At 35.9% G+C, this 13,281-nt stretch carries 15 protein-coding genes; 6 read left to right on the forward strand and 9 right to left on the reverse strand.

Annotation, left to right across the window (positions count from 1 at the left end):
• Positions 1-19: 19 nt before the first annotated feature.
• Genes MKO96_RS08495 through MKO96_RS08510 form a run of 4 tightly spaced genes read right to left on the reverse strand, consistent with a single transcriptional unit; the run spans position 20 to position 2,785 of the window.
• A complete protein-coding gene (locus MKO96_RS08495; protein ID WP_240587235.1) occupies positions 20-913 on the reverse strand; it encodes an RluA family pseudouridine synthase in 894 nt (297 codons plus the stop codon).
• Positions 914-928: 15 nt separating this feature from the next.
• Positions 929-1,726 (reverse strand): NAD kinase, encoded by a 798-nt coding sequence (locus tag MKO96_RS08500; RefSeq protein ID WP_000673190.1) that lies wholly within the window; start codon positions 1,724-1,726, stop codon positions 929-931.
• Between the two features lie 18 nt (positions 1,727-1,744).
• A complete protein-coding gene (gene yjbM / locus MKO96_RS08505; RefSeq protein ID WP_240587236.1) occupies positions 1,745-2,383 on the reverse strand; it encodes a GTP diphosphokinase in 639 nt (212 codons plus the stop codon).
• Positions 2,384-2,413: 30 nt separating this feature from the next.
• Positions 2,414-2,785, reverse strand: coding sequence for a UPF0738 family protein (locus MKO96_RS08510; protein WP_001179996.1), 372 nt, complete (start codon positions 2,783-2,785; stop codon positions 2,414-2,416).
• Between the two features lie 146 nt (positions 2,786-2,931).
• Between MKO96_RS08510 and MKO96_RS08515 the strand changes: the two genes are divergently transcribed.
• From MKO96_RS08515 to MKO96_RS08530, 4 genes are all read left to right on the forward strand, one after another.
• Positions 2,932-3,510: a CYTH domain-containing protein gene (locus MKO96_RS08515; protein ID WP_046957019.1), complete on the forward strand. Its 579-nt coding sequence runs from the start codon at positions 2,932-2,934 to the stop codon at positions 3,508-3,510.
• A gap of 180 nt (positions 3,511-3,690) precedes the next feature.
• Positions 3,691-4,089 carry a globin domain-containing protein gene (locus MKO96_RS08520; RefSeq protein ID WP_000043382.1) on the forward strand — a complete coding sequence of 133 codons (399 nt, stop codon included), beginning with the start codon at positions 3,691-3,693 and terminating at the stop codon, positions 4,087-4,089.
• Complete coding sequence (locus MKO96_RS08525; RefSeq protein ID WP_240587237.1) at positions 4,089-4,982, forward strand: ClpXP adapter SpxH family protein; 894 nt, start codon at positions 4,089-4,091, stop codon at positions 4,980-4,982. Before MKO96_RS08520 ends, MKO96_RS08525 begins: the two co-directional genes overlap by 1 nt.
• Before the next feature lie 230 nt (positions 4,983-5,212).
• Positions 5,213-5,386, forward strand: a complete 174-nt coding sequence (locus MKO96_RS08530) for a hypothetical protein (RefSeq protein ID WP_046957017.1) — start codon at positions 5,213-5,215, stop codon at positions 5,384-5,386.
• A 126-nt stretch (positions 5,387-5,512) separates the two neighbouring features.
• Here MKO96_RS08530 and pepF read toward each other — a convergent pair whose 3' ends face one another.
• The 4 genes from pepF to mecA all read right to left on the reverse strand — a co-directional run bounded on the left by pepF (position 5,513) and on the right by mecA (position 11,015).
• Entirely contained in the window at positions 5,513-7,339 is a 1,827-nt protein-coding gene (gene pepF, locus MKO96_RS08535; RefSeq protein ID WP_240587238.1) for an oligoendopeptidase F, read from the reverse strand.
• 50 nt (positions 7,340-7,389) lie between these two features.
• Positions 7,390-8,634, reverse strand: coding sequence for a competence protein CoiA (locus MKO96_RS08540; RefSeq protein ID WP_240587239.1), 1,245 nt, complete (start codon positions 8,632-8,634; stop codon positions 7,390-7,392).
• Between the two features lie 80 nt (positions 8,635-8,714).
• Positions 8,715-10,259, reverse strand: coding sequence for a cardiolipin synthase (locus tag MKO96_RS08545; protein WP_240587240.1), 1,545 nt, complete (start codon positions 10,257-10,259; stop codon positions 8,715-8,717).
• A gap of 72 nt (positions 10,260-10,331) precedes the next feature.
• The gene (gene mecA, locus MKO96_RS08550; protein ID WP_000350712.1) at positions 10,332-11,015 is read right to left on the reverse strand and encodes an adaptor protein MecA; all 684 of its coding nucleotides are present in this window, start codon (positions 11,013-11,015) and stop codon (positions 10,332-10,334) included.
• Between the two features lie 342 nt (positions 11,016-11,357).
• Here mecA and MKO96_RS08555 point away from each other — a divergent pair, with 342 nt between their 5' ends.
• Positions 11,358-12,032: a TerC family protein gene (locus tag MKO96_RS08555; protein ID WP_000362605.1), complete on the forward strand. Its 675-nt coding sequence runs from the start codon at positions 11,358-11,360 to the stop codon at positions 12,030-12,032.
• A gap of 49 nt (positions 12,033-12,081) precedes the next feature.
• On the opposite strand, the gene spx is transcribed toward MKO96_RS08555, so the two are convergent.
• Positions 12,082-12,477 carry a transcriptional regulator Spx gene (spx, locus tag MKO96_RS08560; protein ID WP_000258267.1) on the reverse strand — a complete coding sequence of 132 codons (396 nt, stop codon included), beginning with the start codon at positions 12,475-12,477 and terminating at the stop codon, positions 12,082-12,084.
• Positions 12,478-13,071: 594 nt separating this feature from the next.
• Between spx and MKO96_RS08565 the strand changes: the two genes are divergently transcribed.
• Complete coding sequence (locus MKO96_RS08565) at positions 13,072-13,275, forward strand: hypothetical protein (protein ID WP_240587241.1); 204 nt, start codon at positions 13,072-13,074, stop codon at positions 13,273-13,275.
• Positions 13,276-13,281 lie beyond the last annotated feature (6 nt).

Consider the following 13,281-nt stretch of genomic DNA (forward strand, 5'->3'; position numbering starts at 1 on the left):
TAAGAATTTTGTTCCCTTTTTAAGTACGCCTTAATACCTCTTCCATATCGCTTGGAATCGTTGTAGTGAAAGACATTTCCTTCTCTAAAATAGGATGATAAAACGTCAAAGATGTACTATGAAGTGCTTGACGTTTTATCACATCTCTTCGTCCTCCATATAAATCATCACCAAGTAACGGGTGGCCTATATGAGCCATATGTACACGAATTTGATGCGTTCTTCCGGTCTCAAGCTCAAGTGATACATGCGTCTTGTGATTGGTGCTATCCATCACTCTAAAATGAGTAACTGCTCTTTGCCCATTTTCACAAACGGTTCGCTCAATAATGCTATCCGATTTTCGTCCAATCGGTGCATCAATCGTTCCTTCTCGCTCTATCATCTCACCGTGAACAATTGCTTCATATGTTCTTTTCACAGCTTTTTGTTGATGCTGTTTCGATAAAAGATGATGCACGAAACGATTTTTTGCAATAAGCATAAGCCCTGAAGTATCACGATCTAATCTTGTTACGATGTGCACCGTACTTGCAAGATGCTGCTTATCATAATGAGATAAGAGCGCATTCGCAACACTCCCTGCCGGATGTTCTCTAGACGGAATCGTTGACATGTTCGCCTCTTTGTTTATGACAAGAACCGCATCATCTTCATATACAATACATAAAGGGATATCTTCTTTAATCATCCCTTCACTTCTTTCTTCCACTGGAAAAAAGACACGTAATTCTTCACCAGCTTGCAACTGATGACGAACACTCGCATGTTGATTATTTACTTCAATAGCTCCGCCGCGAAATTTTATATCCGTTAAGGCGGCTTTAGAAATCCCTTTTGTTTTTAAAAACTCTCTAACTAAAGTTCCCTCTTCAGCCGATTCTATATCCCATTTCAATGTAAATCTGTTCAAATATATAAACCCTTTCTATTTATCTGCAACAAACGAGTCACGAACTCGTTTCCAGAACGGGAACGGACGGAAACGAACAAATCTTACTTTCTCGTTTGCAACGCGATACTGGATTGATTTCACATCTTGATGAACCATCGTTAAATGGTCCACCGTAATTTGTAAGTTCATTCCTGCAGCCGGCTTCAACACACATGTATGATGCTTCGGCAATACGAGTGGCGAGCCTACAGTACGAAACACGCGGTTATTAATAGATGCCATTTCTGCAATTTGAATCGCTTCAATAGAAGGGTGAATAATCGCTCCGCCAAGCGCCTTATTATATGCAGTACTTCCCGAAGGAGTAGAAATACAAAGGCCATCTCCGCGGAACGTTTCAAAGTACTCTCCGCGTATTTCTACTTCTGTTACTAATGTACCTTCTGCACTTTTTACAGTTGCTTCATTCATCGCCAAATACTGTGATTCTTTACTCCCATTCACATAGCGAATAATCACTTCTAAAAGCGGATATTCCACCACTTGGAATGGTGTTTTAGCAATTGCAATTACTAATTTCTCTACTTCTGTCGGTAACCAATCTGCATAGAAACCTAAATGCCCTGTATGTACACCAACAAATGCTGTTTCATCCAATCGATTATAATAACGATGAAACGCATATAAAAGCGTTCCATCTCCCCCAACAGAAATTACAATATCGGGTTCCTTTTCATCCATTATAAATCCAAAATCTAGCAAGTATTCTTTCATCGTGCTTGCCAGTGTATCTGATGATTGATCTCCCTTTGACATAATTGTAAATTTCATCGCCCAACACCCTTTAGTTTATGATTCGGAATCTTTCGTTTCTTGTTTTCTTGAAAAAGCTTTCTGCGCTTCTTGAATCTCAAGACGAATAGAAGACATTTCTTCATCTAATAAAAACGCCGCTTCCGCTGCGCGTTGCAAGCGTATTTTAATATCTTCAGGAAAACGTCCACTATATTTATAATTTAAAGAATGCTCAATTGTTGCCCAAAAATTCATTGCTAACGTGCGTATTTGGATTTCTACCAATACTTTTTTTTCTCCCTGAATCGTTTGAACGGGGTAACTAATGACAACGTGATAAGAGCGATAGCCGCTATCTTTCTTTTGCGTGACATAATCACGTTCTTCCACGATTTCAAAGTCATTTCGTTTTCGAAGATATTCTACAACAGGCTTAATCTCATCAACAAATTGACACATCATTCGAAGGCCCGCGATGTCTTGCATATCTTCTCTCAGCCGATCTAGCGGTACATTTCTCTTCTCCGCTTTATCAACAATACTAGCAACCGACTTTACCCTTCCTGTTACAAACTCAATTGGAGAATGCTCTGTTAACATTGCAAATTGAGTACGCATTCCTTTTAGTTTCACTTTCAGCTCTGCCACCGCTTGATGGTAAGGTGCTAAAAATTCTTCCCAATTTCGATTCATTTCAACCACCACCAAAATCAATCCATTTGCTTATAGAAATACTTTTTCTACAGCAGTTACTAGTTCTTCTCCGTAATTTGCATTACCTTCAATATTTTCAACTAAATATTCTACTTCTTCTTTTAAATTTTCTAATTCCATTTCAACGTCATTCACACGAACGAACATTACTATATCGTTATTCATCGCTTCATGCATTGCTTCCCAGCATGTGTGCGGAATACTTACATAAATGAAAGATGATTCGTTTTCTAAAATATATAAAAATGATAAATTGTCTGAGTCTACAAGTACGTGATTACGCGCACTTAACTCCTTTACCTCTATTTCATTATTTTCCGCACAAAAAATAAGCGCATTCTCTCTCTTTTCTACGCTCTTAACTTGAATTTTATTTTGCATGCTCTAACTCCTCCATCTCAACTTCCTGTCTTACTTAACAGTATTATTGTATCATAACATGGACGCAAACAAATAAAACATTGAACCAAATTTATGAAAAAGCGATAATGTGTAAAGAATTATTATTTAAAAGGAGCGCGCATACAATGACACAAGAAATTGAAATTGAATTTAAAAATATTGTTACAGAAGAAGAATTCGATACATTATGTAAATCATTCTCTATTGAAGTATTTACGAAACAGGTGAATCACTACTTTGAAACACCGGGCTTCTCGTTAAAAGAAGCTGGCTCTGCACTTCGTATTCGTCATAAAGGAGAAACTTATACATTAACATTGAAACAACCTGCAGAAGTCGGCTTGTTAGAAACGCATCAAGTCGTAACAGAAGACGAAGCAAGAATGATGATGGAAACAAACGTAATCATTCCAGGGGCTGTAATGGATCAACTACACAAATTACAAATTCCTGTTTCCACTTTAACTTATATGGGTAGTTTAACAACTGAAAGAGCCGAAACACTCTTTGAAGGCGGAACGCTTGTCTTTGATCATAGTTTCTATTACAATCACGATGATTATGAAATTGAATTTGAAGTGCAAGATGAAGAAACAGGAAAAGCTGCATTTATTCATTTATTAAAACAGCACGACATACCAATCCGTCATACAAATAATAAAGTAAAACGCTTTTTCCTTGCCAAACAAAACAAAGCACGCTAAAGTGAAAATTCCACTAGTGACTACGTTCTACTAGTGGATATATCTCACTTTTTAAAAGGAAAAGATTCTTTTACATTTGAAAAATAAGCAAAGAACGTTATGAAGGCTGTTTATTTGCCCTCTAGAACATTCCATTGCTACAATAGATATACATTTCATGGAAAAAGGAGTTTATAAAGGATGAGCAAGCAACCGATGACACCATTTGAAGCAATTGGCGGTGAACAATGCATTGCAATATTAGTAGACACGTTTTATTCCTATGTCAGTAAACACCCTGACCTATCTCCCATCTTCCCGGATGATTTAACAGAAACCGCTAGGAAGCAGAAACAATTTTTAACGCAATATTTAGGTGGTCCTAATTTGTACACTGAAGAACATGGTCATCCTATGTTAAGAGCACGCCATCTTCCGTTTGAGATTACTCCAAAACGAGCAGAAGCTTGGCTATCATGTATGGAGCAAGCAATGGATGACACAGGAGTGCACGGTCATATAAGAGAGTTCGTTTTTGAACGTTTAGCGTTAACTGCTCAGCATATGGTTAATACCCCAAACGAAACAGGTGAAGTGTAATGGATAAGCAGGAAGCAACGCATATAAATATGCCATCTCCTTCCGCATGTGAGCATAAGTCTGTAGAAGCATATTTATTTATTGATCCACTTTGTAAAGATTGCTGGGAAATTGAGCCCTTTATTATTAAACTATGGCTTGAATACGGGAAATACTTCTCTATTCGTCATATCGTAACTGGAAAAGTGGACGGAACGAACGCTTCCTCACACAAATGGAATAAACCTGCTAATATTCGATTTGTGTGGGAAAAGACAACAAGTTTACAAGGTTTTTCATGTGATGGAAAGGTACATATGCAAGAAGCATCGTCAACACCATATTTAGTTTCGATGGCAATTAAGGCAGCGGAGTTACAGGGCCGAAAAGCAGGTTCGAAGTTTTTGCGAAAACTCCAAGAATACATTTTCCTTGAAAATGTATTAAACCCTGACTGCGAATTATTACTTGCATGTGCAAGAGATAGCGATATTGATGTAGAAGAATTTAAAAAAGACCTACATTCCGCTAGCGCAAAAAAAGCTTTCCAATGTGACTTGAAATTTACAAATGAGATGCATATTACAGAAATACCTTCTCTCGTATTCTTTCATGCAAATTCAGATGAAGAAGGTATTAAAATCGCTGGAACTTATTCCTACGACGTATACGTACAATTATTGAAAGAACTTGTAAAATGTGAAATCGAGCCAGAACCATTACCACCTTTAGAAGTGTTACTAGAAGCAACGCAATTTATATCTTCAAAAGAAGTAGCATTTATATATGACTGCTCGCAGCAAGAGATCGAGCGTGAACTGAAAAAATTACAACTGAAACGAAAAGTACAAATGATTGACGTAAAATGTGAGCGTTATTGGAAATGGATAGCAAAAGAAAAAGACCTGGTGTAAAACACCAGGTCTTTTTCTTTACGGCTTATAAAAATATTAAAGGGGATGGGAGAAATTTTCACGTTCAAACAAAGGGGTATATGTTTGTATGTGAATTCGTTCACGCTTATTATATTACAAGATTCGACGTCAGATGACAACCCCTTTTGTCGAATTTCACACTTTTGTCACATTCTAAACGTTTTCATTTCTGAATAAGCTATAAAAAAGCTATTTTGGAGGTGTTCTGTATGAAAAAAACGTATATTTTACTTATCTTACTAGCTGTCATCGTTTCTTTTTTCTTGTACATCCTCTCTCTACTACAAGCTTTTCCTAAAATTATTGCCTTCCCTCTTTTATTTGGAGTCATTGTCATCGCTCTCTCTTATTTCAACCATAAAAAACGATTTAAAGGGTTTTAACTACAAAATCACCTGTAAAACTGCCTTCTAATTTAGAAAAAAGAAAGAAATTCACCTTATTTTTTCGACAAATATCGACAAAATATCTAAAACAAAAAAGACGAGGTAAATTCCTCGTCTTTACAATTACTTCTCTTCAAATAATAATGCTTCTAATTCATTTAATTTCTCTTCAAATACTTGTAGCGCTTCTTTTACCGGTTCTGGAGATGCCATATCTACTCCAGCTTTTTTCAGCACTTCAATTGGATAATCTGAGCTTCCTGCTTTTAAGAACTCATTAATGTAACGTTCTACTGCTGGTTGCCCCTCTTCTAAAATTTGTTTAGATAAAGCCGTTGCTGCACTAAATCCTGTTGCGTATTGGTATACGTAATAGTTGTAGTAGAAGTGCGGAATACGAGACCACTCTAAACCAATTTCTTCATCGATTACTAAAGCATCACCGAAATATTTCTTATTTAAATCATAGTAGATCTCCGTTAACATGTCTGGCGTAACCGCATGTCCTTCTTGTACTTTCTTATGAATAATATGCTCAAACTCTGCGAACATCGTTTGACGGAATACAGTACCACGGAATCCTTCTAAATAATGATTTAATAGGTATAGACGCTCTTTCTTATCTTCTGTCGTTTTTAATAAATAATCGTTTAGAAGTGCTTCATTACAAGTTGATGCTACTTCCGCAACGAAGATTGAATAGTCACCGTATACGTGCGGCTGCGTCTTTCTTGTATAGTAACTATGCACGGAATGACCGAACTCATGAGCAAGTGTATATAAATTATTTACATTATCATGCCAGTTCATTAAAATATACGGATTTGTTCCATATGCACCAGATGAATATGCTCCGCTTCGCTTTCCTTTATTCTCATACACATCTACCCAGCGATTTTCATATGCTTCTTTTAAAATGTCAACATACTCATCACCAAGTACGTTTAAAGACTTTAATAACATGTCTTGTGCTTCTTCATACTTCACGTTCATTTTCACTTCTGGTACAAGTGGTGTATATAAATCATACATATGAAGCTCATCAAGTCCTAGTGCACGCTTACGAATATCAATGTAACGATGTAGCAAGTGTAAATTATCATTTACAGATTCAACAAGTTGATCATACACCGCTTCAGGAATATTATTATTACTTAATGCCGCTTGACGTGCAGAATCGTATTTACGAATACGCGCATTGAAATTATTACGTTTCACAGCTCCGCTTAACGTACTTGCAAATGTGTTCTTATATTTCCCGTACGTTTCATATACAGCTTTGAATGCATCTTCGCGCACACGACGATCATCACTTTCTAAAAACTGAATGTAACGACCATGTGTGATTTCCACTTCTTCTCCATCCTCACCTTTAATAGATGGGAATTTCAAATCCGCATTATTCAACATACCAAATGTATTACTTGATGCACTCATTACTTCAGATGCTTCTGCTAATAGAGCCTCTTCCGCTTCAGATAATACGTGCGGGCGTTGACGCGTAATTTCTTCTAATGCATGTTCATATACACTTAAGTCTCTATTTTCTTTCAAGAACGTTTGCAGTGTATCTTCTGAAATCGATAGAATTTCAGGCACAATATATGCTGTGCTGCTAGATACTTGTGAATATAAATTTGTCGCGCGGTCATTTAACGCTTGATACACAGAGTTTGTTGTATCTTGATCGTAACGCATATGTGCATATGTATATAGCTTACCTAATCGCATTGAAATTTCATCTTCATATTGCAATGCTTCAAGTAAATTGTTCGCAGAGTCACCCAGTTTCCCTTTAAATTCAGTTAACTTCGGTAATAGCTCTTTAATGGCTTGGAATTCTTTTTCCCATTCTGCATCTGTTTGGAAAATATCTTCTAATCGCCACGTACTTGATTCTTCAATTTCTTTGCGATCTGGTAATGTTTTTGCTGCGTTTTGTTCAGACATCCTTTAAGCCCTCCTTTAAATATCTCTACTTACATACAATTCGATTTTTCTTATGTAATTCCTTCACGATCAGTCTTTATTATATCCCCTTTTCCTTCTCTCATGTTGTACTTTGCCTCAAATAAAGATAAGGCATACGCTAAGCAAATTTCATCATATTTCGTAACTTCCTCCTCTGTTTTCAGTATGACTACACCCCTTTTTTTCCGGTACTTATAAGTCCCCACTTTCTGCAATACACCTGCATAACATAGAAATACCATATATTCAGTAACTGCCACTTTCCATATATGCTGTGAAAAGTATGGCAGCATACGCCTTTTCGTATACTTTTTCACATAACTACATACATATTGAAGGGAAATATAATCGCCTACCGCAAGCTCACCTATACACTTTATATATAGAAAAGCTTGCCATATAAATGGATTTGTTTGAAAAGCAAATGAGGACGGGAGCGGCACACCAATTTCAGAAGGGAAATTTGCTGGGGTACATTTATATTGATATAAGAGGCGTAATAGTGACTTATGATTGTAATTCCAAATCGGCAAAGCATTTTGCCGAAAATAGCTCTTTCGCTTTTTCCATTCCTCACCTAATGTTTCTTTTCGGAAAGAGACGGGAGAGAAGAGCATTTCAAAAGTAGTCGTTTCAGTTGGTAAATAGATAATATGTGAGAAAGAGATGCTTGTAGAAAATGAAGTGAGAAACGCGCATTTCATAAATGATTTTTGTTTCGAACAGAAGAAAATAAGAAATGGCTGAGGATAAGATTGTAAGGAGAAAGCCATAAGTGAGGAGAATTTCATCCAATATACTGATTGCCTTTTCAATTGATTTCCACCAATGATCCAAATGACCTGTATACCAGCTCGCCAATACGAATAGGTTCGTTTGTACAGCTGCTCTATAGAGAGATTGGCGCATTGGTATTCAATCGCAATTGTTCTCCCTGCTCTCTTTATGAAAATATCTGGTCGTTGCTGAATTTCTGGAAGATAGTGCTCTATATACACAGGAAAGTTTTGACGTTTGAACCACCTATATAACAATTCTTTACCGTGCATATGATACATAGATTCTGCTTCATAAAAAGCAAGACACGCGTCCATTTTCTTATGAGCAAAATGCCAACTTTTTTGTTTCCCTAATTTCATTTGCACTTCCTTCCCACAAGCTATGCAAAAGAAGCTTTCCATTTTACGCATACGATGTAAAAGCTCTTCATCATGATGATAGAGTAAATGAATTTTTTCTCCGTTTTCTCTTTTGGCGATAAACATCGGAATCACACCCTTTCAGCTCCTTATATTCTACAATTTATTACAAATTCCTTTTAAAAAAGAGATGTCCCAATTTCGGACATCTCTTTTTATAATAAAGGTGATAATAATCGATACGTCGATTCAACAATTCGTCTATGAAGACGCCTTTTATGAAAACGATCGACATGAATTTCACTTGATTCTTCTATATCCTCTTTATAATCTTGAACAAGTTTTCGAATGCTGTCTGTATCATATAAAAAGGCATTTACTTCAAAGTTCAAATGAAAACTTCTCATATCCATATTAGCAGTCCCAATGGAAGCTAAATCAGAATCGACAATGACAACTTTGCTATGGAGAAAACCTTTTTCGTATTCATATATCTTTACCCCTGCATCTAAAAGCTCTGGGAAGTACGATCTCGATGCGTAAAAGACGGTGCGCTTATCAGGCTTACTCGGCATTAACAAACGGACATCAATACCAGCAAGTGCCGCTACCTTTAATGCGGATAAAATATCATCATCCGGAATGAAATACGGCGTCGCAATCCAAATGGATTTCTGCGCAGAAGCAATCATGGCAAAGTATAAATGTTTAATTGTTTCCCATTTATTATCTGGTCCACCTGCAACGAGCTGTACGCCTCCCCAATGATCACCCTCAACTGCTTTCGCTTGTAAATATTCAGGGGCCAGCACAGCCTCACCAGTCATATAAAACCAATCTTGAAGGAAAATAAGTTGCAAGCTTTGAACAGCTTCACCACGCAAATACAAATGCGTGTCTCGCCAAAAACCGAAATATTTATCCTTCCCTAAATATTCATCACCAATATTTAATCCACCGACAAACCCTTCATTTCCATCAATAATAACGATTTTTCGGTGGTTTCGATAATTAATCTTATCGTTTAAAATCGGAAAGCGCACAGGGAAAAACGGAATCATTTCTACTCCTGCATCATTCAATTCTTCAATATATGAATTCGATAATCTAAAACTTCCAACCGCATCATATAAAAAACGAACGACAACACCTTCTTTTGATTTCTGTATTAAAATATCTTTAATTTCTGTTCCAAGCTTATCATCACGCACAATGTAATATTCCATATGAATGTGGTGTTTCGCTCGTTTTAATCCATCTAAAATGGCCTGAAACGTTTCATCTCCATTTGTTAATGTTCTCGTTTCAGTTTGAAATGAAATATTTAAAGCGCCTAAGCGGTCCGCTAAACGAAATAACAGCTCTTGATGCTTATGATTGCGCAAAATCCGTTCTTCGTAATCTTCATGCCCCTTATATTGTAAAAATGCTTGTTCATCGAGCAACGCCTTCTTTTGGAACATTCTCTTCCTCCGAAAGTTCTGTCCAAATAATAAATAAGCGAAGAATCCAAATACCGGAAAAATACCTAACACAATGAGCCATGTAAGTGTTTTAGACGGATGACGGTTCTCTAAGAAAATAACACATCCAATTAAAAATGCAGATACCGTAAATAAAATACTAATAATACCTAAAATCGAAACATCTTTTATCCCAATTACATCCGAATAAAATGCTACATCAATAAACATACGTAACGAAACAAATAATGCGAACAATAGTAGAACAAAGAAAATCAACTTTAATGTATTTTTCATCTCTTACCTCCTTACTAAGAAAGCTTTCCTATTCTTCATATAAAAAGCCGATTTCATACTACAGAAATCGGCCTACGTTTTAGCAGGAAAATTATTGCGAATTGTTTCAAGCGCACGCTCTTTCACAATTTGTTTCCCATACTCACTTACACGATGAATTGTTAAAGTTGATTCTTCTCCGTATTCTAAAACAATACTTAAAATACGATCAATTTCTTCTTCATCATGTAGCACTTCATCGAATTCCACATATACATAATAGCGGTTCTCAAATGAATACAGCTCATCTTTTATATCTTCAAAGATAAGACGGTGGCTTAATGAAATGACATCTTCAAAATCATTAAACTTAATTAAAAAGCCAAACGTACCATCTTCGTTAAAGTTTGTTCCGGCTTGTTCTTCTACCTCTTCCACTAATTCTTGCTGGAATAATGATTCAATGCCTTCATCTAGAGGAATGTCTATAATTTTATCTACACCTATTGGTAGTTCTAGCTTTTGTCCATCCTTTGAAAGCTCTGCTTTCGTTACAAGTACTTCAATCCCTTTATCGACTGCTTGCACTTGAATCCATAACGGTCCATCAATAAAGAAATCATCATGATCACGAGCTTCGTCCATCATCTCCCAAAAGAGCTCTTCACTTCGTTCGCGGTCATACCAAATTTCTTCACGATTAAACCCTCTATCCTCTATATCAATGTACGTAATAAAAAATTTCATCGTATGGTCATTAATTCTTTCAATATCCAAAATACAACTCTCCCTTCCTGCTTAGAATTGTTATGAAGGGATTCCCCACTCATATGACAAATCAATAGATTCTTGTACTCTCATTTTATGATAAGATTCTCCAGAATGGAAATAAAATCGATTTATTTTACAAAAATAGTTATATGCCTATCTTCATTCGACCACCTACACAAATATATCATTATAGCGATTTCTCACTCATGAAAAATTTGGACATACATTTCCACCTTCCCCCGTACACTGTAATAAAGTGAAACTTTTATTAGAGAAGATGATTTAATCTCTCTCTTCACCACATACATACAGTTCGCTTATTAATACATCATAAATGGAGGCAGACGAATGGACTTAGAGTTTTTAACATCTGTACTTATGATTGTCGGTATCGATGTTGTATTAGGTGGTGACAACGCAATCGTCATCGCACTAGCTAGCCGAAATTTACCTGAATCAAAACGAAATAAAGCCATTTTGATTGGTACTCTTTTAGCAATCGTACTAAGAATTATCCTTACTATACTAGCTGTCTATTTACTCGACATTCCATTTCTACAACTTATCGGGGGCGTTTTACTTACATTAATTGCAGTAAATTTACTAACTGATAATAGCAACGATCTTTCTGCTATTCAGGGGAAAACAACTTTATTTCAAGCTGTGCGTACAATTGTATTCGCGGATCTCGTTATGGGGTTTGACAACGTTATTGCCATTGCAGGTGCAGCTCACGGAAGATTTTTACTCGTAATAATCGGCTTACTCATTTCTATTCCGATTATTATTTGGGGTAGCAAACTTATTTTAATACTTATGGAACGCTTTCCATTCCTCATTTATTGCGGAGCAGCGATTCTCGCCTATACAGCAGGAAAAATGGTTACACATGAAGACAGGCTTGCAACGTTCTTTCATAATAATCCAAATTTCACCACAAGCATGCCTTTCTTATTCATTTTCACTGTTCTATGCATCGGTATTATCGTGCAACAAGTTCGATTACGAAACGTGAAACATTAAAAAAAACCTTCTACTATATAATAGGTAGAAGGTTTTCATATTATTATAATTAATTTACAAGACGCTGTGCTTCACGTAATTGAAACGTTCTTACTGTACGTGGTAAGAAACGACGGATTTCGTCTTCATTGTAACCTACTTGAAGGCGTTTCTCGTCAATCATAATTGGACGACGTAAAATCCCTGGATAGTCACGAATCATCTTATATAAATCTTGAAGTGGTAAAGACTCTAAATTTACATTTAATTCTTGGAAAACTTTTGAACGAGTAGAAATAATCTCATCCGTTCCGCTTTCTGTCATACGTAAAATCTCTTTAATTTCCTCAATCGTTAATGGATCTGAGAAAATATTACGTTCTGTATAAGGAATATGATTTTCCTCTAGCCATAATTTCGCCTTTCTACAAGACGTACAGCTTGGAGAACTATATAATGTTACCATACAAAGCTCACTCTCCTTAAAGAGTACAAATTCTGTACTAATTACAGTTTAAATTTCTAAATTCAGCAATTTTTTACGATACCTTGTCTTATAACAAAGTGCAAAAAATCGCATTTCATGTAAGCAACAACTTTGAGCAAACAACAATTACTTTTAATAAGTAACTTCTATAATCATTATACAATAGATTTTGCAAGAAATATACAGTAAATTTCCTTCTAATTGAGAAAACTCTTCCGTGTATTCCACTGCTATGTAACATAATTACACTAACTTCAGCTGTACTTCAACAATAACCTTCAACCCTCTTATTACTGGCTTGTCATAGATTTTTCATGTGATATACAGTTATTTACCCATAATCTTCCCTATGAAAAAGAGAACGTTTTCTTACCTTTTCTTGATAAATCAATTAAGAAATGTAAGACTATACAAGTGAGAATCAAGAAGAACGCTTGTTCTCATTTTAACAAACATCCTCATCCATGTCTATACGATTTCTAAAATAAATCAATTATTTTTCTGACATTTCTTTCTTTTTTATCTTTTATCTCATACAATAAACATACAGACAGGCAAAGGGGGAATTTGCAAATGATTGCTTTTTTTACTGATTTTGTCACTGTTGCTGCCCTCATCATCGGAATCACAGCATTGATTGGTGTCATTACAAATAGCATTGGTGAAAAACTCTTTGGCGGAAAAGAAAAGATGAAGTTTGTTAATAAAAGTTTGGATGTACAATCCGGCTGGAACCAAGTTGGCGGGAAAGGTATTTATAAGAAACGTACGTATTAAAAAAAG

It is taken from the genome of Bacillus sp. ES1-5 (assembly GCF_022487605.1).
Classification (GTDB): domain Bacteria; phylum Bacillota; class Bacilli; order Bacillales; family Bacillaceae_G; genus Bacillus_A; species Bacillus_A wiedmannii.